Annotated in this window: 21 protein-coding genes and 1 tRNA gene; 10 read left to right on the top strand and 12 right to left on the bottom strand. The window is 60.7% G+C overall.

Annotated features, from left to right (window positions below; translation table 11 throughout):
• Window positions 1–16: 16 nt before the first annotated feature.
• The 6 genes from glgA to TU75_RS00535 form a co-directional block, all read right to left on the bottom strand.
• The gene (gene glgA, locus TU75_RS00560; RefSeq protein WP_080627492.1) at window positions 17–1,573 is read right to left on the bottom strand and encodes a glycogen synthase GlgA; all 1,557 of its coding nucleotides are present in this window, start codon (window positions 1,571–1,573) and stop codon (window positions 17–19) included.
• A 651-nt stretch (window positions 1,574–2,224) separates the two neighbouring features.
• Complete coding sequence (locus TU75_RS00555; RefSeq protein WP_060547910.1) at window positions 2,225–3,178, bottom strand: D-2-hydroxyacid dehydrogenase family protein; 954 nt, start codon at window positions 3,176–3,178, stop codon at window positions 2,225–2,227.
• Window positions 3,179–3,202: 24 nt separating this feature from the next.
• Window positions 3,203–4,204: an alpha/beta fold hydrolase gene (locus TU75_RS00550; protein WP_060547909.1), complete on the bottom strand. Its 1,002-nt coding sequence runs from the start codon at window positions 4,202–4,204 to the stop codon at window positions 3,203–3,205.
• 45 nt (window positions 4,205–4,249) lie between these two features.
• Entirely contained in the window at window positions 4,250–4,687 is a 438-nt protein-coding gene (locus TU75_RS00545; RefSeq protein WP_032869791.1) for a YqaA family protein, read from the bottom strand.
• 39 nt (window positions 4,688–4,726) lie between these two features.
• Window positions 4,727–5,176, bottom strand: coding sequence for an SRPBCC family protein (locus TU75_RS00540; protein ID WP_060547908.1), 450 nt, complete (start codon window positions 5,174–5,176; stop codon window positions 4,727–4,729).
• Window positions 5,177–5,260: 84 nt separating this feature from the next.
• Window positions 5,261–7,255 (bottom strand): methyl-accepting chemotaxis protein, encoded by a 1,995-nt coding sequence (locus tag TU75_RS00535; RefSeq protein WP_003230579.1) that lies wholly within the window; start codon window positions 7,253–7,255, stop codon window positions 5,261–5,263.
• 232 nt (window positions 7,256–7,487) lie between these two features.
• Here TU75_RS00535 and TU75_RS00530 point away from each other — a divergent pair, with 232 nt between their 5' ends.
• On the top strand, window positions 7,488–7,682 hold the full coding sequence (locus TU75_RS00530; RefSeq protein ID WP_003230581.1) for a hypothetical protein: 195 nt from the start codon (window positions 7,488–7,490) through the stop codon (window positions 7,680–7,682).
• Window positions 7,683–7,688: 6 nt separating this feature from the next.
• On the opposite strand, the gene TU75_RS00525 is transcribed toward TU75_RS00530, so the two are convergent.
• Window positions 7,689–8,069, bottom strand: a complete 381-nt coding sequence (locus TU75_RS00525; RefSeq protein WP_003230583.1) for a hypothetical protein — start codon at window positions 8,067–8,069, stop codon at window positions 7,689–7,691.
• A 238-nt stretch (window positions 8,070–8,307) separates the two neighbouring features.
• On the opposite strand from TU75_RS00525, the gene pvdQ reads away from it, so the two are divergent.
• From pvdQ to TU75_RS00505, 4 genes are all read left to right on the top strand, one after another.
• A complete protein-coding gene (gene pvdQ, locus TU75_RS00520) occupies window positions 8,308–10,587 on the top strand; it encodes a bifunctional acylase PvdQ (RefSeq protein WP_060547907.1) in 2,280 nt (759 codons plus the stop codon).
• 240 nt (window positions 10,588–10,827) lie between these two features.
• Window positions 10,828–10,901, top strand: a tRNA-Cys gene (locus TU75_RS00515).
• 274 nt (window positions 10,902–11,175) lie between these two features.
• Window positions 11,176–11,568 (top strand): AbiTii domain-containing protein, encoded by a 393-nt coding sequence (locus TU75_RS00510; protein WP_060547906.1) that lies wholly within the window; start codon window positions 11,176–11,178, stop codon window positions 11,566–11,568.
• 152 nt (window positions 11,569–11,720) lie between these two features.
• On the top strand, window positions 11,721–12,092 hold the full coding sequence (locus tag TU75_RS00505; protein WP_169794337.1) for a hypothetical protein: 372 nt from the start codon (window positions 11,721–11,723) through the stop codon (window positions 12,090–12,092).
• Between the two features lie 16 nt (window positions 12,093–12,108).
• Here TU75_RS00505 and TU75_RS00500 read toward each other — a convergent pair whose 3' ends face one another.
• Together TU75_RS00500 and TU75_RS00495 are read right to left on the bottom strand one after the other, a co-directional pair.
• Window positions 12,109–12,615 carry a tyrosine-type recombinase/integrase gene (locus TU75_RS00500; protein WP_428838902.1) on the bottom strand — a complete coding sequence of 169 codons (507 nt, stop codon included), beginning with the start codon at window positions 12,613–12,615 and terminating at the stop codon, window positions 12,109–12,111.
• Between the two features lie 123 nt (window positions 12,616–12,738).
• Complete coding sequence (locus TU75_RS00495) at window positions 12,739–14,358, bottom strand: methyl-accepting chemotaxis protein (protein WP_060547904.1); 1,620 nt, start codon at window positions 14,356–14,358, stop codon at window positions 12,739–12,741.
• Between the two features lie 234 nt (window positions 14,359–14,592).
• On the opposite strand from TU75_RS00495, the gene TU75_RS00490 reads away from it, so the two are divergent.
• The 5 genes from TU75_RS00490 to xylB are packed head-to-tail and all read left to right on the top strand — an operon-like array spanning window position 14,593 to window position 20,580.
• Window positions 14,593–16,125: a sugar ABC transporter ATP-binding protein gene (locus tag TU75_RS00490; RefSeq protein WP_060547903.1), complete on the top strand. Its 1,533-nt coding sequence runs from the start codon at window positions 14,593–14,595 to the stop codon at window positions 16,123–16,125.
• A complete protein-coding gene (locus tag TU75_RS00485) occupies window positions 16,118–17,098 on the top strand; it encodes an ABC transporter permease subunit (RefSeq protein WP_060547902.1) in 981 nt (326 codons plus the stop codon). Before TU75_RS00490 ends, TU75_RS00485 begins: the two co-directional genes overlap by 8 nt.
• Window positions 17,099–17,132: 34 nt before the next feature.
• On the top strand, window positions 17,133–18,065 hold the full coding sequence (locus TU75_RS00480) for an ABC transporter substrate-binding protein (protein ID WP_003230593.1): 933 nt from the start codon (window positions 17,133–17,135) through the stop codon (window positions 18,063–18,065).
• Between the two features lie 21 nt (window positions 18,066–18,086).
• Window positions 18,087–19,079 carry a LacI family DNA-binding transcriptional regulator gene (locus TU75_RS00475; protein WP_060547901.1) on the top strand — a complete coding sequence of 331 codons (993 nt, stop codon included), beginning with the start codon at window positions 18,087–18,089 and terminating at the stop codon, window positions 19,077–19,079.
• 16 nt (window positions 19,080–19,095) lie between these two features.
• Complete coding sequence (gene xylB, locus TU75_RS00470) at window positions 19,096–20,580, top strand: xylulokinase (protein ID WP_060547900.1); 1,485 nt, start codon at window positions 19,096–19,098, stop codon at window positions 20,578–20,580.
• A 193-nt stretch (window positions 20,581–20,773) separates the two neighbouring features.
• Here xylB and TU75_RS26155 read toward each other — a convergent pair whose 3' ends face one another.
• From TU75_RS26155 to TU75_RS00460, 3 genes are all read right to left on the bottom strand, one after another.
• The gene (locus TU75_RS26155; protein ID WP_082630254.1) at window positions 20,774–21,232 is read right to left on the bottom strand and encodes an REP-associated tyrosine transposase; all 459 of its coding nucleotides are present in this window, start codon (window positions 21,230–21,232) and stop codon (window positions 20,774–20,776) included.
• A 297-nt stretch (window positions 21,233–21,529) separates the two neighbouring features.
• Window positions 21,530–23,509, bottom strand: a complete 1,980-nt coding sequence (locus tag TU75_RS00465) for a peptidase U32 family protein (RefSeq protein ID WP_015372165.1) — start codon at window positions 23,507–23,509, stop codon at window positions 21,530–21,532.
• Between the two features lie 80 nt (window positions 23,510–23,589).
• The gene (locus TU75_RS00460; protein WP_003230604.1) at window positions 23,590–23,970 is read right to left on the bottom strand and encodes a RidA family protein; all 381 of its coding nucleotides are present in this window, start codon (window positions 23,968–23,970) and stop codon (window positions 23,590–23,592) included.
• Window positions 23,971–24,058 lie beyond the last annotated feature (88 nt).

The raw sequence follows: 24,058 nt of genomic DNA, 5'->3' as shown, positions 1-24,058 counted from the left end.
AAAAACCTCCCTTTGATTATTTAGCGGATTTCCCCAGTGCTTTAGCCACCAGTTGCTCATAGAGTTCGGCGTAGGGTTCCACCGCCTGGCTCCAGTTGAACGGCCGTGTCATGGCCCGGCAACGCATGGCGTTGAGCAGGTCAGGGAAAGCAAATACCTTGAACGCGCGGCTCAGGGCTTCCTTGTAGCTGTCGACTGTTGATTCATTGAACAAGAAGCCGGTCACGCCGTTTTCGATGGTGTCGGCCAGGCCGCCGGTGTTGCGGGCTACCGGCAGCGAACCGAAACGCTGGGCATACATCTGGCTCAGGCCGCAGGGCTCGTAGCGCGACGGCATCAGCAGGAAATCGCTGCCGGCGAACATGCGGCGCGCGTCGGTCTCGTTGAAGCCGATGCGCACGCCGATCTGGCCCGGGAAGCGCAGCGCCAGTTCGCGCATGGCGTTCTCTTCTTCCGGCTCGCCGCGCCCGATGATCGCAATTTGCCCACCTTGCTCGACGATAAAGCTGGCAACGGCCTCGGTGAGGTCCAGGCCTTTCTGGAACACCAGACGCGAGACCACCGCAAACAGCGGGCCGCTCGACTCGCTCAGGCCGAACAGGTCGCGCACTTGCCTGGCGTTGACTGCTTTGCCTTCCCAGTCGCCAATGTTGAAGTTATGGGTCAGGTGCGGGTCGGTGGAGGTTTCCCAGCTGTCTTCAATCCCGTTGGGAATGCCGCTGAGCAAGCCTTGCTGGGTCTTGCTGGCCAAAAAGCCATCAAGGCCGCAGCCGAATTCGGGGGTGGTGATTTCTTCGGCGTAGGTGGCGCTCACGGTGGTGATATGGCTGGAGTACGCCATGCCGGCCTTGAGAAACGACATCTTGCCGTAGAACTCCATGCCTTCCTGTTGCAGGGCGTGGGGCGGAATGCCCAGCTCTGGCGTCGAGGCCAGGCTGACCACGCCTTGATAGGCCAGGTTGTGGATAGTGAACAGGGTCGGCGTGCGCGAGCCGCGCCAGTGCATGTAGGCCGGGGCCAGGCCTGCAGGCCAGTCGTGGGCATGCACCAGGTCCGGGCACCAGTGAATCTGCGCGAGGTTGGCGGCCATGTCGGCGGCGGCCAGGCCCAGGCGGGCGAAGCGAATATGGTTGTCCGGCCAGTCGCGGCCGTTGTTGGCGCCGTAGGGGGTGCCTTCACGTTCGTACAATTCGGGGCAAATCAGCACATAGATGACCAGGCCATCCTTGAGGTCCATGCGTCCGATCTTGCACGGTGGCAGCGCGGCATGACCACCCAGCTCACCGACGATGTGAATGGGGTTGTCGCTTTCCATCACCTGCGGGTAGCCGGGGATCAGCACGCGCACATCGTGCAAATGTGCCATGGCGCGGGGCAGGGCGGCAGAGACGTCGCCCAGGCCGCCGGTCTTCACCAGATCGGCGAACTCGGAAGTCACGAACAGGACTTTCTTTCGATTTGGATTTTTACTCACGATCGGCCGCACAGTGTTGGGCAGGTCGGCCAACGACGTGGGCCCCCCTACCGGCTGACTAAAACGCTCTCCCTGAGTTACAACTGCGGCACTGATCATAATGCACTCCCCTTGGTGTTAGTCGGCTAATGGCCCGCTGCCACTAGCTCAAATTGACCGCTCCCTGCGGCCAGGCGCACAAGCGCTATACAAACTGGCAAGGCGTATGCCAGTTGTACGGTTAACTCGAAAAGATTGGATGGACGGCATCTGGCGGGAACCGCTGAACACGCCCTACCTGAAACTTGACCTATGGCCGAGTTTGAAAGTTTCGATTTTTTGCGGGGTTTTTATTCGGAAAGAGACCCATCGGTCACGAGTCTAGGACATAACTCAGACGCTGTAGGGACTTTAGGAAGATTTTGTAGGACGAAAAACTTGTAACAGGATATCGGACGGGTATAAGCCGACGGCCGGTAGGGCCGATGCTGTGCAAATTGGCCAATGTGGTGAGCAGGCAAGCCCCAATGCTGTTCAGTCAAGCGCAGATTCCCTGTGGCGAGCAGGCTTGTCCTGCGTTGGGCTGCACAGCAGCCCCAAAGCCAGGCGCTGAGCCGTATCAGGTACACCGCGTTTTGCTGGATTTGGGGGCGCTTCGCCCCCCAACGCGGGGCAAGCCCGCTCGCCACAATGAAGCCCACACATTTTCCTTATCTGAACGGCATTAAGGCTTGCCACAACAGAGCCGCCCTGCAATGGTGCGGCGGGCGGTTAGCCCAGCACGCGAACGGGCGCGCCTTCAGCCCAGGCCAGGATGTCTTCGATCATCTGCTGATAGAACTGCCGGTAATTCTGCTCACTCACATACCCAACATGGGGCGTCGCCAGCACATTGGGCAAGTGCCGGAAGGGATGATCGACCGGCAATGGTTCCTCGCCATACACATCCAGCGCCGCCCCGGCCAGTCGCCCGGTACTCAGGGCCTCGACCAATGCCTGCTCATCCACGATCGGCCCGCGTGCGGTGTTCACCAGCCTGGCAGTCGGTTTCATCCAGCCCAGCGCCTCGGCGTCCACCAGCCCACGGCTGCGGGCACTCAGCACCAGGTGCACGGTGAGGATATCGGCCTGCTCGAACAGCTCGCGCTTGCTCACCCAGGCTACCCCGGCTTCGGCCGCGCGCTCGGGCGTGAGGTTTTCGCTCCAGGCAATCACGCGCATGCCGAACACCTGGGCGAATTTTGCGACCTTCTGGCCAATGCTGCCCAGGCCGAGGATGCCCAGGGTCTTGCCGTGCAGGTCGCCGCCCAGGCCCACCTGCCAGTGACCGGCCCGCAGCGAAGCGGCCTCGGCAAGCAGGTTGCGCGCCGAGGCCATGATCAGCGCCCAGGTCAGTTCCGGTGCCGCATGTTTATAGCTGTCGGTGCCGCATACCTGGATGCCCAGGGCCTTGGCGGCGGGAAGGTCGATGGCGGCATTGCGCATGCCGCCGGTTACCAGCAGTTTGAGGTTGGGCAGGCCTTGCAGCAGTGGCTGGTCGAACGTGGTGCGTTCACGCATCAGGCAAATCACCTCGAATGCCTTCAGCCGCTCGATCATCACCGCCGTGTCCGCCGGGTAGTCGTGCAGAAAGTGCACCTGCCCGACCTTCGCCAGGGCCGACCAATCCACCACGCCACTGGCCACGTCCTGCCAATCATCAATGACTGCGATCTGTACCGACATTCACGATTGCCTCAAAAAGTTGGATTAAAGGCTGTTCAACCCCTGCAACAGCGCCTTGTGAAACTGCGCAGGTTCTTCCATTTGCGGCGCATGGCCCAGGCCCGGGAATTCCACCAGCGTTGCCTTGGGAATCAGTTTGGCCGCCTGCTTGCCCAACACCGTGTAGTCGCCCAGTTTTGCCTTGACCTCGGGCGGCGCCACGTCTTTGCCGATGGCGGTGTTATCAGACGTGCCGATCAGCAACAGGGTGGGCATCTTCAAGTCCTTGAACTCGTAGTACACCGGCTGGGTAAGGATCATGTCGTAAATCAACGCCGAGTTCCATGCCACCTGCTTGTGCCCCGGGCCGTTGCTCAAACCCGCGTACATGTCCACCCAACGCTCGTATTCCGGCTTCCAGCGCCCCACGTAATAGGTGTTGAGCTGGTACTTGCGAATCCCCTCGGCGCTGACTTTCAATTCACGCGCGTACCACTGGTCAACGCTGATATACGGCACGCCCAGGGCTTTCCAGTCTTCCAGGCCAATCGGATTGACCATCGCCAGTTGTTCGGTCTGTGCCGGGTACATCAGTGCATAACGGGTGGCGAGCATGCCGCCGGTGGAGTGGCCAATGATCGTGGCCTTTTTAACGCCGAGCTTTTCCAGCAGTTGATGGGTATTGCTGGCCAATTGCTGAAAACTGTATTGATAGTGTTCGGGCTTGCTGGACGTGCAGAAGCCGATCTGGTCCGGCGCGATGACCCGGTAACCGGCGTCGCTCATGGCCTTGATCGAGCCTTCCCAGGTGGCGCCGCAGAAATTCTTGCCGTGCATCAGCACCACGCTGCGGCCGTTGGGCGTGCCGTTGGCGGGGACGTCCATATAGCCCATTTGCAGGGACTCGCCCTGGGATTGGAACTCGAAGTGCTTGAGCGGATAAGGGTATTGGAAACCTTGCAATTCAGGCCCGTAGGTAGCGGCGAAGGCAGAGGCGGCACTGGTGGCGAGCAGGCCCGTGATGAAAACGTCGCGGATCAGAGGCATAAGCATTACTCCAGAGAAAAGAGTCCGGATGCTGTTTATAGCGGATTAAGCAGGAATTAATACCCAGTGCAGTGTCACCGCGACGAGTACGCCATACCGAAGGCTTTTGGCGAGAGTGACCAGCAGCAGGAATCGCCACAGCGGCTCGCGCATCACGCCGGCGACGAGGGTCAGCGGGTCGCCGATGATCGGCACCCAACTGAGCAGCAACGTCCAATGGCCCCAGCGCTGGTAATTGTTACGTGCTTTTTCCAACTGCCTGGCCTTGACCGGGAACCAGCGCCGGTCCTTGAAGTGGTCCACCCAACGCCCCAGCAGCCAATTGACCACCGAGCCCAGCACATTGCCCAGGGTGGCGACGCTCAGCAGCCATGCCCACTGGTAATCGCCACTGAGCAGCAGCCCCACCAGCACGGCTTCCGATTGCAGCGGCAACAGCGTGGCGGCGCCAAAGGCCGCGAGGAACAGGCCGAGATAGCCGATCAAGTGCAAGGATTCATCGTGAGATCGCTGTCAAGGGGGTCAGGCATTCTCCAGCCGTTGCTTGAGACGGTCCAGCGCAACCGCCGACAGCTCGACCATGCGCGCCTGCAAAGTGGCCAGTTGCAACTCGGTTTCGTACATGAGTACGCGCTTGAACAGCGTGCCATCGCGATAGGGCTGCAGGAAATAGTGGATGGAGCCGTCGATGGCCACCGACGTGAACGCAGCCTTGAATTCGTCGGGAGGCTGGGCGATTTGCACGCGGTAACTGAGGGGCACGCGTACACCCAGGAGGTCGATCATTTCGCAAAAACGCGCACCGGTGGCGAGAGAACCACGCGTGCCGGTGTCGGCGCTAAGGGAGGTGGGGTGCCATTCGTGCCAGCGGTCCGGCTGGGTCACGTAGTCGTAGACGGCGTCGATAGGAGCCTGGACAAAGCGTTCCTGACTGATCCGCTCCAGGCGGACCGCGTGCTCGGCAGTGCGCATGGCACACCTCCTGTGTGGCGAAATCCCGGAACTGTCAGAATAGTCCCACTCCCGTGTCTTGCACGGGAGTGTTTCATGAATTTATCACTGAACCTTGAAACGCCCCATCAGGCTGATCACTCGGCCATTGGCCTCCAGCAGGCTTTGGGTATTGGTTTCGGTGGCATGACCACTTTCCACCAGCTCCTCGACCATCTGTCGGATCTGCACCATGCTGCGGTTGATCTCTTCGGTCACCGCGCTCTGCTGCTCGGCGGCCGTGGCGATCTGGGTGCTGAGGTTGTTGATATGCGCCACGGAACCGGCCATCTCATCCAGCCCGGTATTCACCCGCGCCGTGGCATCCGCCGCCGACTGGCAGCTGGCCTGGGTGTTTTCCATGGCCGCCACCGAGGAACTGACGCCCGCGGTCAGGCGCGCGAGCATTTCATTGATCTGCGAGGTGCTGGCCTGGGTCCGAGCGGCCAGCGCCCGCACTTCGTCCGCCACCACCGCAAAACCACGGCCTTGCTCACCCGCGCGCGCTGCCTCAATGGCCGCGTTGAGCGCCAGCAGGTTGGTCTGGCCGGCGATGGCGCCGATCACACCGAGGGTTTCGGTGATGCGCGCCGCGTCCTGGCGCATGTTTTCCACGCTGTGGGTGGCGCTGGACACTTCACCGATCAAGGCGCCGACGCTGGTGGACGCTTCGCCTACCACCACGCGGGAACGGTCGGCATGCTCGTTGGCGCGCTGGGTGAAGGCCGCCGTTTCGGCGGCGTTTTGCGCGACGGTGTCGGCGGTGGAGCTCATTTCGGTGATGGCGGTAACCGTCTGGTCGGTCTCGCTGGCATGGCGCACCAGGATCTGGTTGGTGTGGGCCGAGGTCCGCTGCAATTGCTCAAGGCCCGACGACATGGCGCCGGTGGCCTGGGTCACTTCGCCGATCATGTTTTGCAGGTAGACGATAAAGCGGTTCACCGAGTGGCCGATGGCGCCCATTTCGTCTTCGGCGCGGATGGTGATGCGTCGCGTGAGGTCGGCATCGCCAGCGGACAACGCGTCGATGTTGGACGTGAGCGACTTCATGCGCTGCACCAGTTGGCGGATCGCATAGGCAGCCAGCAGCACCAGCAGCAACACCATGGGGATTTGCAGCAGGGCCAGGCTGCCGAGCACGTCATCGCGCTGTGCGGTGATCAGCGAGGTAGGCAGGGCGGTCGCGAGGAACCACGGCGTGCCTTCGATCGGGCGCATATAGAAGGTGCTGGCCACGCCGCCGTTGTCGAACTCGCTGCGCTGCAGGCCCTGCTCGCGCTGGGCCAGGGCCTTGCTGACCTGGGCGGCAAACGCCGAGGTGCCCGTCAGTTCACTGATGTTCTTCAACACCACCGGGCTGCTGAAACGGGTGCTGTTGCTGATGATCTTGCCGTCGGCTTCGACGATCAGCATCTGCCCGCCGATGTCTTTTTCCTTGGCGGCCACCAGGTCATTGAAAAAGCCCAGGGTCACGTCGATGGTGGACACGCCATAGGCGGCGCCGTCACGCTGGATCGCCATGGCGCAGTTGGTGCGCGGCTCCTGGCTGGCGTCGTCCTTGTAAGCCGCAGCCCAGGCGCACTGGCCGGGCGGCGAGGCGAGGCCGCCCTTGTACCAGCTCTGATCGTAATAATTGGGCGCAGGGTCGCTGTTCCAGAACGTATTGACCGCCAGCTTGCCCGACGCATCGCGGTGCCAGAACGTACTGTGTTTGTTGCGCCCCGGTGTGCGCTGGTTGGGCAGCGGCCAGATCCCGCCGCCAAACACCTTCAGCTCGCCGTACTGGTCCACCAGACCGGGCAGAACCTTGTCGATGGCATCGCTGTCGAGCAGGGGAATGGTCTGGGTGATGCTGCGTTGCTGGGCCTGCACCTTGTTCAGTTCGCCCTGGATACGTTCGGCCACTTGCGCGACGCGGTTGAGCACTACCTGTTCCTCGGTGTGGCGCAACGTGGGCGCGACCAACTGGCCGATACCGACCACCGTCAGCACGATCAACACCAGAACAAACAGCAGCAGAAACAGGGTATAGCGGGCTTGGATGGAGCGCAGTGGGGGCATGGGGTCGTCCTTACGAAGCGTTTATTGTCGACGCGGCTTTTTTGGAGCTTCGTAGGGCTATCGGCTTGAGCTGTAGGAGCTTTAGGTGCGATGGTGCAAGAAAATTCGTACAGCTTCGGCGGGTGAGGCGCCTGCCGAGTCACGGTCAGCGTGTCAGTCAGGCAAGCCAAAGTTTTCAGCGCCTGTAATATCAGGCCCCGGTGGCACATTCTTAACGCTTCAGGAACCCGTCATGACTCAAAAGCAACGCTTGAAATACTCGATTCTGATCTCTTTGGTGGTACTGAGCTCGATGTTCGGCCTGTCCTACCTGCAGAACACTGGCGTGATCAGCGAAAAAACCTTTCAGTACATCGCCATTGCCATCGCAGTGGTTGTGGTGGTGATCAACGGCATCATGCGGCGCAAGGTCAAACCCAACTTCTGAGTGGGCTCAGGCGCGGCCTTCGAGCACTTTGGCAGCCTCTTCATGGAGGCTGTAGCTCTTGTCGGCATTCAGGGTGATCACGCCCTCGCTGCACAGGCGCTTGAGCACCTCGCGCACGCTGAGAAACGACAGCGGGATGCCCAGCTCCAGCAAGTGGCCGTGCACCCCGCGCACGCCCAGGGTGCGCTGGTTGTCGGCGGCGGTGAGCAGGGCGTCGATGACCTTCAACCGAATCAGGCTGGTACGCAGGCCAAAACATTTGAGCAAATGACGAATACGCTGGTTGCCTTGCTGTTCGGGGGTTTTACCGAACGCTTGGGTGCCGCTGCCGAACTGGGCATCGGCGGCCGATGAATGTCCATCCGTGGTCACTGGCGGGTTGTACATGCAAAAACTCCTTATCAGAGCCTGATCAGGAAAATGATGGCGCTCTTGGTTAATAAGACGAACGAGCGAGCAAAATCATGAAGTGGCGAATGTAGAAATTTTGTCGGTATCGGTTTCGTCACAAGGCAAGCACACGGAATAAAGCACTCCGGCGGCTAAATTGTGCACGGTCTTTTGCGTTCTTACGGTGGGGTGGTTACCCCCCGGTGAGGGTGTTCAATTTGACTGTGGAGTCTGCGTGATTATTACCAACGGGTTGTCCAGTGTGTGCATGGCGGGGCTGTTGCTGGGGGTGAGCCTGGCCGCCTCGGCACGGGAGCAGGTGACACCGGCGTCGGCTGATATCCGCCGCACCACCTACGGCGTGCCGCACATTCGCGCCACTGACGAGCGCGGCCTTGGTTTCGGTATCGGCTATGCCTACGCACAGGACAATCTGTGCCTGCTGGCCAACGAAGTGGTCACGGTCAATGGTCAGCGCGCAAGGTTCTTCGGTCCCGATCAGGCAACCCTGGAGGAGCGCAACAACCTGGCCAGCGATGTGTTCTTCAACTGGCTGAACACGCCGCAAACCGTCGCCGCGTTCTGGAAAGCCCAGAGCCCCGAGATCAAACAGCGTATCGACGGCTACGTGGCCGGCTATAACCGTTATCTGCAAGAGCAGGGCGCGCCAGCGCAGTGCCAGGGCGCATGGGTACGCCCGCTGGCAGCCGAAGACCTGGTGAAGTTGACCCGCAGGCTGCTGGTGGAAGGCGGCGTCGGTCAATTCGCCGAAGCGCTGGTCGGTGCAACGCCACCGCAGGCCACCGCATCCGTGCAGCCCGGCGCCAAGGCGTTTGCAATGGCCGCGGCCAATCAACAGCGTTTCAGTCTGGACCGGGGCAGTAATGCCGTCGCCGTGGGCCGTGATCGCTCATTCAACGGCCGTGGCATGCTGCTGGCCAACCCGCATTTTCCGTGGGTGGGCGGCATGCGTTTCTATGAGATGCACCTGACCATCCCTGGCCAGTTGGACGTGATGGGCGCCGCCTTGCCGGGCCTGCCGGTGGTAAATATCGGTTTCAACCAGCACGTGGCGTGGACGCACACGGTGGACACGTCCAAGCATTTCACCCTGTACCGGCTGACGCTCGACCCCAAGGACGCCACGCGCTACCTGCTCGACGGCAAATCCGTGCCTCTGGCGAAAACGTCGGTCACCGTGCAGGTCAAGCAGCCGGATGGCAGTCTCAAGGCGGTGAGCCACCCCGTCTACAGCTCGCAGTTTGGCCCGGTGGTGCAGTGGCCCGGCAAACTCGATTGGGACAACCAGTACGCCTTCAGCCTGCGCGACGCCAACCTGGATAACGACCGTGTGCTGCAACAGTGGTACGCCATGAACCGCGCCGACAGCCTCAAGGCCCTGCAAACTTCGGTGCACACGCTGCAAGGCATCCCGTGGGTGAACACGATTGCCGCCGATGACCAGGGCCAGAGCCTGTACATGAACCTGTCGGTGGTGCCCAACGTCAGCGCCGCCAAACTGGCCCAGTGCAGCGATCCCCGCGCCGGCCTGCAAATGATCATTCTCGACGGCGCCCACAGCGCCTGCGCCTGGGACATCGACCCGCACGCGGCGCAGACGGGCATTTTCCCGGCGCACCAGTTGCCGCAGTTGCAGCGCACCGACTACGTGCAGCACTCCAATGATTCCGCCTGGATGGCCAACCCCCAAGCACCGTTGACCGGCTTCTCCCCGGTGATCAGCCAGGACCACATCGGCCTCGGCCCGCGCGCGCGCTTCGCCCTCCAGCGCCTGCACGCCCTCGAGAAACACCCCATCAACGTCGCCGACCTGCAAAGCCTGGTGATGGACAACGAGGTGTACCTGGCGGGCCAAGTCATGCCCGACCTGCTGGCGTTCTGCGCCAAACAGCTGGGCACCGACGCCGACGCCCTGCAATCGCTGTGCAGCAGCCTCAAAACCTGGGACCAGCACGCCAACCTCGACAGCGGCCTGGGCCTGTTGCACTTCATCAATCTGATGGAACACCTGCGGCAAATCCCCGACGCCTGGCGTGTCGCCTTCGACCCCGCCAACCCCCTGACCACACCGCGTGGCGTAGCCATCGACCGCGAGCCGGTGGCCAAGGCCCTGCGCGAAGCCATGCTGGCCTCGACCGCAGCCGTCGGCACACTCGGCGCGGCCCGTTGGGGCGACGTCCAGGTCTCCGGCCAAACCCCGATGCACGGCGGCCCGCAGGAACTCGGCATCTACAACGCCATGCAAACCGTGCCCCGCGCCGACGGCAAGCGCGAAGTGGTCAGCGGCACCAGCTACCTTCAAATCGTCACGTTCGACGACCACGGCCCGCAGGCGATCGGGGTGCTGGTGCCTTCCGAGTCGAGCAACCCGGCCTCAGAGTATTCAACGGATCAGACTCAAGCGTTCTCCGAGAAAACACTGCGCCCACTGCCGTTCACCCAAGCCCAGATCCAGGCCGACCCGCAGTATCAAACGCAGCGCATCAAGGAGTAGGGCAGGCGCGCAACCCCTTGATGCGCTGCGAAATATTTTCCAAATCAAGGGGTTGCAGGCATGGGTAAATCGGTACATAATGGCGCCCATCGAACGCAATGAGGCGTTAAAAACCTCAATGTATTCAATGAGTTACAGTAAGTTGTAGAGAATTACAGTTGTTCGAGTAGAGGCAGGCCCTTACAGCCCACTCAAGTTTTTATGCGGTGAATGTCGGTGGTAGAGGCATTGATCGTTTGAGGCCGAGTAGCAAAATGGTTATGCAGCGGATTGCAAATCCGCCTACGCCGGTTCGATTCCGACCTCGGCCTCCACTCTTAAAGCCCCGTAGATCAATGGTCTACGGGGTTTTTTATTGCCTGTGATTTAAGAACCGTTCCGCAACTTTTGGCATGCGTTCCGCAACTAGACCTTGATTGCTGCAAATCCAAGAGCAATCAATGAAACTGGATTTCGGGTCATAAGCGCCGTGAAGCCTGTGAATTGATCACTTGATTTGAGCACATGGTGGCTCGCATGATGTCATTAGGGCTGTCGTGAGACATACAGCCGAAAGAGCTGCAACCACGCAAAGGTTTGAGGGAATCAATGAAGCTAGTAGACGAAGCGATAGACATCCTGAGTGATGCTAACCAACCGCTGGCAAACGCTTTTTTTAAGGCTCAAGTTATTGCGCACAAACTGCAGAACAAGGATTTCGCAAAGTGGGTAAAGGATGAAATACAGGGGTACGGAGACGATGATGAACTTCCAAAATATCGTATCTCAAACCTAACTCCTTATGGCAACGTTGAAAATGCAGTCAAACGTTATACAAACTATAAATTGCCAATTGGTGGGATGTCTGACGAGATGATAGAAAGGGTATTGGTCGTCCGGCATAGTCAAAGTATTGCGGTAATTGAAGAGTTTTCCAAAAAGGCCGATGACCTAATAGTAAATATTGACCACCGTTTTTTCGATACTTACGGCAAGGAATAGAGAAATCATTCGGCATTTCAAGCGCGTGGGGAAAGCCCGCTGCTGGTTGTTTTGACCAGATTTTAAACGAGGCAAGATCCCGACTGCTGGACTTTTTGTTAAACCTTGAGCATGTCTTACCTGAAACGAAAGCGGGCGCTGACCCCAAGATCATGCCAAAGGTTGAAGGGCTAAGCGAAATGTTCAAAGGCGCCGTTTTTGGTGATGGTGCGAATATAAGTTTGGCTATCGGCGAGGGGAATCAAGCGTCGCATAATAAGTCAACGGTTGGCACAAAGGACTTGCCATCTTTGATTCGTGAGCTAAGAAGAAACAAGGTTGCAGAGGCGGATGTGTCAGCATTGCAAGTCGCCATTAATGACGATGACCTTGATCCTGAAACCGATAGCAAGAATTTTGGTCCGGGTGTGCGCGCTTGGCTGGCCGGCATGATTGCTAAAGCCGGTACCCCCGCGTGGGAGATACCGGCTCAGATTGGCGCTGGTGTGTTGACCTCTGCGTTGACAACGTTTTTTGGAATGTGAGTAGTTGTGGATAAAATCACTTCGTTGGTTTAACGATTTCCCCGACACGTCGATAGACCTTTTTGGTCATATCTTCCGTGGTATGGCCAAGCAAGCGGCTTGCATGTGTCAACTCGATCTCGCTGGCCGCTTTTGGTCGGATGTCTTTGAACTGGAACTGGCGGATCAGCACTGCCAGGTCAGTGTCACCGTCGGCGCCGGCTTTGATGGCAGCTTTCTCGCGGGCTTCGTCCCAGCGATTGCGCAGCATCTGCTGGCTCATCCGAAGGCCGGATGTGTTGGTGATCAGCCTCGATGTTTTTATTCCGCTGAGGGCCCGGCGTTCCTGCAGGTCCTCGATAAAGGCGCTCAGCCCAGACTGCACACCTTCGTCCTCCAGCCGTAGGCGAAGCTTCTTCGCGGTCTTGCCCTGCTTCACCATCAGGAATTCGGCGTTTAAATCAGTGGTGGCCACTTTTAACACGTCAGCGGGGCGCTGACCGTTCAAGTAGGCGAGGTCCATGGCATCCTTGAGTTCCTGCACGGCTGCGTCGTATACGGCATTCCATACGAGATCGCCTGCGTGATTCAAGAAACGTCGAGAGTGCGGTTCATGGGCGAGCTGAGCGTGCGAAGCTAACCGTCAGCTCACCCAAAAACCTTTTATTTACACCGCGAACCGGTTAACCAGCTGATTGAGGTTAACCGCCAACTTCGACATTTCACCACACGCACTCGCTGTTTGAGAGGCGCCTGCCGCGCTTTGTGTTGCAAGTTCGCGAATGCTGACCAGATTTCGATCAACCTCGCGCGCCACATGGGACTGCTCTTCAGAGGCGGTTGCGATCATGAGGTTGCGTTCGTTAATTTGAATAATGGCGTGTGATATCTGGTCCAGCGAGGTGCTGGCCTCCTGAGCGACGCCAAGTGACTCGTTCGCCAAATCTCTGCTCGTGTTCATCGCCTTCACGGCGAGGTCGGAATCGCCCTGAATGGCAGCGATCATTTGCTCGATTTCTTGAGTCGACACTTGAGTACGATGGGCCAGGGCTCTTACTTCGTCAGCCACGACCGCAAACCCGCGACCTTGTTCGCCAGCGCGTGCGGCCTCAATAGCGGCGTTCAATGCCAGCAAGTTGGTTTGCTCTGCAATCGCCCGAATCACCTCGACAACCTTGGTGATGCTTTGCGCACGATCCGACAACCCTTGAATCTGTGCGCTCGTGTTTTCAACGTTGCCATTGAGCTTTTGAATTGACTTCAATGTCTGAGCCACCCGTGCCAAACCCACCTCGGTGTAGCCTTGGGTACGCTTTGACTCTTCGGAAGCTGACTCCGCGTTACGCGCCACCTCATCTACAGCTGCGCTCATTTCCGTGACTGCGGTTGCAGCCTGGTTGACCTCGTCGTTCTGAGCAACCAGGCCTCGACTCGACTCCTCGGTAACCACCGTCATCTCCTCGGCAGCTGATGCCAGTTGAGTGGACGAATCGGATATCTGAATGATCGTGGCGCGAAGGTTCGTCTGCATCTGCGCGAGTGCCTTCAACAGTCGCCCGGCTTCATCAGTCCCGCTGACCGATACTTCCCTGGAGAGGTCACTGGCTGCGATACGTTCTGCAACGGACAAGGCAGCGCTAATCGGCGAGGTGATGCTTTTCGTCAGCAATAATGCCAACGCAACCGTCAAGAGAACCACGCCCGTGATAAGGCTAATCACCAACCACAGGCCGTTGTTATACAGATCGGTCGCGGTTTGCCCGGCCTGCGCTGCGCCCTCGTTGTTGAACGTCGTCAAGTCTTTGATCTGTCCTTCCATGGCATTCGTCAGAGGGCGAATGTTGTTGCTCACCAGGCTGATCGCGGCCGGTATATCCCCTTTCTTCATCAGCGGTTCCAGGATATCCAGCTGTTGGGAGTAGGCCTCGGCGCTTTTCGTGACCGGTGTGTAAAACGAGCGCTCCTTGTCACTCGCCACGAGTGGCTCGTAATTGGCCACCGCATCGTTGAACGCCTTACGGTAACCGGCGAAGCTTTCAATGTTCTTTTGAATGGATTGAGGGTCAGCCAGGCCTCGTTGTGTTTCCAGCCTGAGGCGAAGTGCGGTGGCGTTCATCAATGACGTTTGTCGAATGCTCGCCATCCAATTGAGTTCGACATCTTTTTCAGAGTCCCTCAGCTTTCCCATTTGCTGGACTGCGAACACGCCAAGCACGAAAACCAGACAGATGATCGAAGCAAAAAACAGGGCAGCTCGTGGAGCTAAATTAATATTTCTAAGGCGCATGCGAGAGTCCTGCTTTCAAATAATGGATGTCAAAAGGCTATCGACTCAAAGTTGGAAACTTTAAACCCCTCATCCGGAAAGCGTGAGGTTCGTGGCGCATTTTTGCCTCAACGCTACGTGATGAAACGTTTAACCTCCCGACAAAATGCACACGCAAGCGCTTGCGTAAGCAAATGTATCTGACTACAGTCGGTCTCACTCGATTACAAAAATAATAAATCCAGGAGCTCATCAATGAGCCTTGAACCCTTGCTTGAGATGCAGGGCATCAGCAAAACCTTCAACGGTTTGCGCGTGCTCAAAAGTGTCGGCCTGAAGGTCTTCCCCGGTGAAATTCATGCCTTGATGGGTGAGAACGGCGCCGGCAAATCCACCTTGATGAAGATCCTTTCCGGCGCTTATCAGGCCGATCCCGGCGGTGAAATCCGCATCGACGGCCAGTCCGTCCCCACCTTTACCCCCGCCACCGCCAAAGCCCTCGGCATTGCTGTGATCTATCAGGAACTGAGCCTGTGCCCGAACCTGAGCGTGGCCGAGAACATTTACCTGGGCCGTGAACTGCGCCGTGGCTGGACCATTGACCGCAAAGGCATGCAGGCCGGCTGTCTCGACGTGCTGCAGCGCCTGGGTGCCGAGTTCACGCCAGCCACGCCGGTCAGCAGCCTGTCGATTGCCGAGCGTCAGTTGGTGGAGATCGCCCGGGCGCTGCATGCCCACGCCAGGATCCTGGTGATGGACGAGCCCACCACGCCGTTATCGTCCCGCGAGACTGACCGCCTGTTTGCGTTGATCAAGCAACTGCGCAGCCAGGGCTTGGCGATCATCTATATCAGCCATCGCATGGCCGAGATCTACGAGCTGTCGGACCGCGTCTCGGTGCTGCGCGACGGTCAGTACATCGGCGAGCTGACCCGCGACGCGCTGTCGGCCGAGGTGCTGGTGAAGATGATGGTGGGCCGCGATTTGTCCGGCTTCTACAAGAAGGAACACGCCGCCTACAACCCCGGCAACGTGGTGATGCGCGTGCGTGACATGGCTGATGGCAAGCGTGTGCGCCAGTGCAGTTTCGACCTGCACGCCGGCGAAGTGCTGGGCATCGCCGGGCTGGTGGGGGCAGGGCGCACCGAGCTGGCGCGGCTGATCTTCGCCGCCGACCCGCGCACCAGCGGCACCCTGGAAGTGGTGGGCAAGACCGTCACCCAGCTGCGCAACCCGGCGGACGCGATTCGCGCAGGCGTGGTCTACCTCACCGAGGACCGCAAGGCCCAGGGCCTGTTTCTGGACATGAGCGTGGCCGACAACATCAACGTGTGCGCCTGCGTGCCGGATGCCCATGCCGGCGGCGTACTCGACCGTACGCACGCCTCGCAACGCGCGAATGACGCGATCAAATCGCTGTCGATTCGTGTGGCGTCGGGCAAGGTCAGCGTGGGCTCGCTGTCCGGCGGCAACCAGCAAAAGGTGCTGCTGGCACGGCTGCTGGAGGTCAAGCCCCATGTGCTGATCCTCGACGAACCCACCCGAGGCGTCGACATCGGCTCCAAGTCCGAGATCTACCGCATCATCAATCAACTGGCCCAGGCCGGCGTCGGCATCGTGGTCATTTCCAGCGAATTGCCGGAAATCATCGGCACCTGCGACCGCGTGCTGATCATGCGCGAAGGCCAGTTGGTGGCTGAAGTCGGCGGGGCCTCCGGCCACGCCATCTCCCAGGAACGTATTATTGACCTCGCCACCGGTGGCGATCAGGTGGTGGCCCATGGCTGAAGTGAATGTCGCGACAACAACAGGCAAGGCCGAACGGGTTCGCGAACTGATGCGCACCGTCGGCATGCTGCCGGTGCTGGTCCTGCTGCTGGTGGGCTTTGCCCTGGCCAGCGAAAACTTTCTGACCATGCAGAACCTCTCGATCATCACCCAGCAGGCTTCGGTCAACGTGGTGCTGGCGGCGGGCATGACCTTTGTGATCCTCACGGCGGGCATCGACCTGTCGGTGGGCGCGATCCTCGCGGCGTCCGCCGTGGTGGCCTTGCAGGCCTCAATGTCGCCGCAGTTCGGCATGTTTGGTATCGCTGCAGGCGTAGGCTTTGGCCTGCTGCTGGGCCTGGTCAACGGCGGGTTGATCGCCTTCATGCGTCTGCCGCCGTTTATCGTCACCCTTGGCGCGCTCACCGCCATGCGTGGCCTGGCGCGCCTGCTGGCGGATGACAAGACCGTGTTCAACCCGGACCTGCCGTTCGCTTTTATCGGCAACGATTCAATCCTCGGCGTGCCCTGGCTGGTGGTGATCGCCGTCGCGGTGGTCGTGCTGTCGTGGTTCATCCTGCGTCGCACGGTGATGGGCGTGCAGATCTATTCGGTGGGCGGCAACCCTGAAGCGGCGCGGCTGTCGGGGATCAAGGTGTGGAAGGTGCTGCTGTTCGTCTACGCCATGTCCGGCGCACTGGCCGGGCTCGGCGCGGTGATGAGCGCCTCGCGCCTGTTTGCCGCCAACGGCCTGCAACTGGGGCAATCCTATGAACTGGACGCGATTGCTGCAGTGATCCTCGGTGGCACCAGCTTTACCGGCGGTGTCGGCACCATCGGCGGCACTCTGATCGGCGCGCTGATCATCGCCGTGTTGACCAACGGCTTGGTATTGCTGGGCGTCTCGGACATCTGGCAGTACATCATCAAGGGCATCGTGATCATCGGCGCGGTCGCGCTGGACCGTTATCGCCAATCCGGTGCGCGCACCTGAGTTTCCTCACACAACAATCACAAGAGAGACCCGTATGAACCTCAAACGCCTGTTTCCCGTTATGGCCCTGGCGGCCCTCATGTCCCAAGCCGTCGAAGCCCGTGAGCTCAAAGCGCTCGGCATCAGCATGGGCTCGCTGGGCAACCCGTATTTCGTGACCCTTGCCGATGGCGCCACCGCGCGCGCCAAGGAGCTTAACCCCAACGTCAAGGTCACCTCGGTGTCGGCGGACTATGACCTGAGCAAACAGTTTTCGCAGATCGACAATTTCATTTCATCCAAGGTCGACCTGATCCTGATCAATGCGGTCGACCCTTCCGCCATGGCCTCGGCGATCAAGAAAGCACGTGACGCCGGGATCGTGGTGGTGGCGGTGGATGTGGACGCCAAGGGCGTGAACGCCACGGTGCAGACCGACAACGTCGAAGCCGGCAAGCTGGCCTGCCAGTTCCTGGTGGACAAGCTCGGCGGCAAGGGCAACGTGATCATCCAGAACGGCCCGCAGGTCACCGCCGTGACTGACCGTGTCAAAGGCTGCAAAGCGGCACTGGCCGGCGCGCCGGACATGAAGGTGCTGTCCGACGACCAGGACGGCAAGGGCTCGCGCGAAGGCGGGCTGAACGCGATGCAGGGCTACCTCACGCGCTTCCCTAAAATCGACGGCCTGTTCGCGATCAACGACCCGCAAGCCATCGGCAGTGACCTGGCGGCCAAACAGCTCAAACGCAGCGGCATCGTGATTACCTCGGTGGACGGCGCGCCGGATATCGAGAACGCACTGAAGACCGACACCCAGATTCAGGCGTCTGCCAGCCAGGACCCGTGGGCCATGGCGCAAACCGCCGTGAACGTGGGCAATGACCTGCTCAACGACAAAGCCCCGGCCGAAGCGATCACCCAGCTCACGCCCAAGTTGATCACCCGTGACAATGTCGGCAGCTACAGCGGCTGGTCGAGCAAACGTTGATCGGTTGAGGGGAGCCGCGCCGTGGTCACCATGGATGACGTCGCAAGCAAGGCGGGCGTGTCGACCTCGACCGTTTCCCATGTGCTCAACGGCACCCGCAAGGTCAGCCCGGCCACGGTGCTGGCCGTGCAGCGGGCGATCCAGGCGTTGGGCTACATTCCCAACACCCTGGCGCGCTCCCTCGCGCGGTCGAGCACCAGCACCATCGGTGTGGCGATTTCGGCGCTGTCCAACCATTACTTCAGCGAAACGGTGCACGCGATTGAAACCGAGTGCGCCAAGCATGGCTTCATGATGCTGTTCGTCGACACCCACGATGACCCGGAGCAGGAGCTGCGGGTGATCACGGCGTTGCACCATCGGCGGGTCGACGGCATTGTGCTGGCGCCCTCGAACGGCTCGATGGCCCTGGAGTACCTGAGTGCCAACCGGATTCCGGCGGTGCTGGTGGACCGCATGATGAGCGGTCAGTTTGACCAAATCGGCGTGGAAAACACCGAGGCCACCCAGGGGCTGATTGCCCACTTGATCGAACACGGCCACCGTCGCATCGGCTTTATCGCCGGGCGTCCGGGATTCAGCACCACCGATGAACGTGTCGAAGGCTACAAGGCGGCCTTGCAGTCAGCGGGGTTGCCATTTGATCCGCAACTGCTGGTCAACGGCGGCTCGAACACCGAGCCGGCGCGACGGGCGACCGTGCAACTGCTCGCTCTGGACGCACCGCCCACGGCCATCATGGCCGGCAATAACCTGATGACCCTGGGCGCCATGCATGCCCTGCGTGACGCCGGGCTGGAAGTGCCGACGCAGATGGCGCTGGTGGGCTTCGACGATTTTGACTGGGCGGATTTTTTCGTGCCGCGCCTGACCTTGATCGCCCAGCCCGTGCAGGCGCTGGGCACGCGCGCGGTCAACCTGTTGCTGCAACGCATGGCCACGCCAGGCGCGCCGGCGCAAAGCGTGCGCCTGACGCCGAACCTGCAGGTGCGCAATTCATGTGGCTGTCATTGATTGGAATCACACGCGTATGAGCAGTCCTGTTTCTCTCGGTATCGACCTGGGTACATCGGAACTCAAAGCCGTCCTCATGGACGCAGTGGGCAACGTGCTGGCTCAAACAGGCGTGCGCTTGAGCGTGTCGCGGCGTTATAGCGGCTGGTCCGAGCAGGCCCCCCAAGACTGGTGGCAGGCCTGTTTGCAGGCGCTGGCCAGCTTGCGCGCCCATGAGGCATACAGCCGCGTGGCCTGCATCGGCCTGTCGGGGCAGATGCACGGCGCGGTCTTGCTGGGGGACGACAACCGCGTGTTGTACCCGGCGATCCTGTGGGACGATTCGCGAGCCGTGGCCGAGGCCGAGCAACTGGGCGCCGGCTTCGCCGACATCACCGGCAGCCTGCCGATGGCCGGGCTCACTGCGCCGAAACTGCTGTGGCTGCAACGCCACGAACCCGAGGTGTTCAAGGCGATTGATTGCGTGCTGTCGCCCAAGGATTACCTGCGCCTGTGCCTGTGTGGCGAGCGCATCAGCGATATGTCCGACGCCGCCGGTACGCTGTGGCTGGACGTGGCGCAGCGCGAATGGTTCAGCCCCATGCTGCACGCCACGGGCCTTGCGCCTGAACAAATGCCCCGGCTGGTGGAGGGCGGCGCGGCGAGCGCCTTACTGACCGCGCAAGGGCTGGGCTTGTCCGCCAGTGTGGTAATCGCGGGCGGCGGCGGCGACAACCCGGTGGCCGCGGTGGGCATCGGTGCGATCAACGCCGGTGACGGTTTCATCACTCTGGGCACCAGCGCGGCGATCGTCGCCATCACCGACCACGCCGCCGGCAACCCGGCCAGCGCCGTGCACAGCTTTTGCCATGCACTGCCCAACCGCTGGTACACCATGGGCGCGATGCTCGCGGGAGCCAGTTGTTTGCGCTGGGTCACACGGCTCACGGGCACCGCCGATGAGCACACGTTGCTGGACCTGGTGCAGGCGCAACTGCCCATTTCACAAACTGTGCCGCTGAGCACACCGTTATTTTTGCCGTACCTCGCCGGTGAGCGCACACCCCATAACGACCCGCTGCTGCGCGGTGGTTTCATGGGCCTGGGGCATGATTGCACGCCTGCCATGCTCGGCTACGCAGTGATGGAAGGCGTGGGCTTCGGCCTGCTCGACGCCTGGCGCGCGGTGCAGTCGAGCGGTGCCAAGGTCACCGCCTTTGCCCTGGTCGGCGGGGGCGCACGCAGCGAATATTGGGCGCAGTTGCTGGCCAACATCCTCCAGCGCGAGGTGTTCACCCTGCACGGCAGCGAACTGAGCGCCTGCATCGGCGCGGCGAAGCTGGGCTTCCTGGCGATGGGGCAGGGTGCGCAGTTGCTGGCGGCGGGGATGCCGGTCAAGGCGCGCTACTCGCCCGACCCGGCACAGCAACCGGTGCTTGAAGCGCGCCATGCCAAATTTCAGGGCCTGCTGGCCGCAGCCAAATCTGTGGCGAGCGGGCTTGCCCCAATGCCGTTCAGTTAAGCGCAGATTCCCTGTGGCGAGCAGGCTTGTCCTGCGTTGGGCTGCGCAGCAGCCCCTAAACCAGGCGCTGAGCCGTATCAGGTACACCGCGTTTTGCTGAATTGGGGGCGCTTCGCACCCCAACGCGGGGCAAGCCCGCTCGCCACAACAAGCGGGCTTGCCACAAAAATATCTGCCCCACAGATACCGTATGTCACAACCAGGCAGCATCCCATAACGAATAATCACCAATATGCTCAACCAGCCCCGCCCGTAAAGGGTTGGCAATGATGTAGCGCGCCATTCTGCGAATATCTTCCTCCGCTCTTACCGCTCTATCGTGGTAACCGCGTTGCCAGAACCGTTCCCGGCTGCAGCGGGCTCGATTAATACTCAGGGTGCTGCGAGACTTCGTCGCTCGCATTACATCGGCAAGCGTTGAGTCGTTGAGGTTGAACAGCCAATGAAAGTGATCCGGCATGACCACCCACGCCAACGAATTAACGCGGCCCGTTTCATGGGCTCTTTTGAATTCGGTAACCAATAACCGGCCCAACCGAAAGTTCCGAAACAGAGGCAGGCGTTGATGCACCACGGCGGTGACAAGATAAGCACGTCCGGGCTCCGAGTAGCGACCGCGACGCAGCAGGTGTGAGTTTGGTTGGAGAGACAATCCGTTGCTCCTTGCATGGATAAGAAACCTCCACGCTAGCAGCCCATTCGAAGCGGCGACGTTGACTACCGTGTCCCTATATTTCAACCAACACCCAGACCCTTGTGGCGAGCGGGCTTGCCCCGCGTTGGGGCGCGAAGCGGCCCTAAACCCAACCACCGCGATCTGTCAGGTAGACCTCGGTGTTTTTATTGGGGCTGCTGCGCAGCCCAACGCGGGACAAGCCCGCTCGCCACAGGAAGCCCGCTCGCCACAACAAGCCCGCTCGCCACAGGAGCCCGCGCGTTAGCGTTTTGGCTAGTGAGTACCCTGGAAAATAATATTTTCCGGGTTGAAATGCCCCACCACGCTGCCCGGTTGCGGCAACCCCAGGATGTGCCCCTTGATCTTGCCCACCACATGCATCTCGCAGGGCTTGCAGTCGAACTTCAAGGTCAGCACTTCATCACCGTGGATCAACTGCATCGGCGCCACCTTGGTCTTCACGCCCGTCACCCCCTTGGCCTGTTTAGGGCACAGGTTGAACGAAAACCGCAGGCAGTGCTTGGTGATCATCACGGGCACTTCGCCGGTTTCCTCGTGAGCCTCAAAGGCGGCGTCGATCAGCTTCACGCCGTGACGGTGATAGAAGTCGCGAGCCTTCTGGTTGTAGACGTTGGCCAGGAACGACAAGTGCGCATCCGGGTACACAGGCGGCGGCGAGGTCTCGGCCTTGCGCCCACCGCGCGGGTGCGCCGCAACGCGGGCAGCCGTCAGGGCTTCGATCACTTCGCGGCGCAACGCCTTGAGCTGCGAATTGGGGATGAAGAACGCCTGCGGTGCATCCAGCGCGATATCGGTGGCGTGGTACTCGGTGGTGCCAAGCTGGCCGAGCAGGTCACGCAGGGTGTCCAGCGCCTGTTCCGGCTTGTTGGCCACGCCAAACGGGCCGGGCAGGGTGATGCTGGCGCTGATGCCTTCTTCACTGGTAGCCGTGACTTCAAGCTGCTCTTCGCGCAGGCGGGCGACCCAGGCCAGGCCGATGCGGCGTTCGGCCGAGGTCTTGAGCAGGGCCTGTTGCCAGTTGTGATCGAGGTTGCGGTTCAGCGGGTGATGCGGGCGCAGTTGATGCAGGCCGGCCGGCATTTCATTCGGCTCCACGCGATAGCGGTAGCGCTTCTGCCCGTCTTCCTCGAACTCGCCCTTGGGCTCGGCAATGTTGGCGCGAAACCCCACCACTTCACGTTTGATCAGCACGTTGAGCCCGTCGCCGTTGGACAGTGGCTCGTGGGTCACTACCTGCAAGTCGCGCTTGCCGGCTTTTTCCACCGTGCCCACTGGCAGGCCGGTAAAGGTCGGGGTGTCGAAGGCGCCGATGTCGATCTTGCGGTCGCTGACAAAGTAATCGGTGCTGCCCCGGTGAAAGGTCTTTTCCGGATCGGGCAGGAAGAAATGCGCGGTACGCCCGCTGGAAGCGCGCGCCAGGTCGGTGCGGTCTTCGAGCACGTCGTCCAGGCGCTGGCGGTAATAGGCGGTGATGTTCTTCACGTAGCCCATGTCCTTGTAGCGGCCTTCGATCTTGAACGAGCGCACGCCGGCTTCGACCAGGGCGCGGATGTTCGCGCTCTGGTTGTTGTCTTTCATCGACAGCAGGTGCTTTTCAAAGGCCACGACGCGGCCCTGGTCGTCCTTCAAGGTGTACGGCAGGCGGCAGGCCTGGGAGCAGTCGCCACGGTTGGCGCTGCGGCCGTTCTGCGCGTGGGAGATATTGCACTGCCCGGAGAATGCCACGCACAGGGCGCCGTGGATGAAGAACTCGACGGCCGCCTCGGTCTCGTCGGCAATCGCGCGGATTTCCTGCAGGTTCAGCTCGCGGGCCAGCACCAGTTGCGAGAAACCGGCCTGATCGAGAAATTTGGCGCGGGCCAGCGTGCGGATATCGGTCTGGGTACTGGCGTGCAACTCGATGGGCGGGATATCCAGCTCCATGACGCCCAGGTCCTGCACGATCAACGCATCGACGCCGGCATCGTAGAGCTGATGGATCAGCTTGCGCGCAGGTTCCAGTTCGTTGTCATGCAGGATGGTGTTGATCGTGGTGAAGACGCGCGCGTGGTAACGATGGGCGAATTCCACCAATTGAGCGATATCGCTCACCTCGTTACAGGCGTTATGGCGGGCGCCGAAGCTTGGCCCGCCGATGTAGATGGCGTCGGCGCCATGCAGGATAGCCTCGCGGGCGATGGCGACATCGCGGGCCGGGCTGAGCAATTCAAGGTGATGCTTGGGCAAGGACATAGTTTTTTTAGTCAGGCTTGTCACGGTTGAGGCGCGCATTGTAGCCGTGAAATGCCTGACCGGCATCTACCGCAGGGCTGTCAGGCCTTGGCGGCCATCGCGGTGACTTCCACGCGCATGCCTTTGACGGCCAGTTCAGCCACGCCGACCGCCGCACGCACCGGCCACGGTTTGGCAAAAAAACGCGTGTACACCGCATTGAAGGCGGCGCGGTCGGCCATGTCGGTAAGGTAGATGGTCAGGTGCATCACCCGGTCCATCGAGCTGCCGGCTTTCTCCAGCGCGACTTTCAGCGCTTGCAGCGTGCATTCGCTTTGCAGGGTGATGTCGCCCAGTTCCAGGCTGCCATCGGCGTGGGTCGGGATCTGGGTGGACACCAGGATGCCGTTGAAGCCGATAACGTCGGAAGAAATCGAGTCGGCGTCGGGATCAGGGGTGAAGGTCAGGTCGTGATTGGCCATGGGCGCCTCTTGATGGCAAAAAAACAGAGGCGCCATGGTCCCTGAAAAGCGCCGCCGGGGCAAACCTGAGCAACCGGCAAAAGCGCGG

Source organism: Pseudomonas poae (genome assembly GCF_001439785.1).
Classification (GTDB): Bacteria; Pseudomonadota; Gammaproteobacteria; order Pseudomonadales; family Pseudomonadaceae; genus Aquipseudomonas; species Aquipseudomonas poae.
The sequence above is the reverse complement of the archived record's forward strand: the minus strand, read 5'-3'. Positions and strand labels throughout refer to the sequence as shown.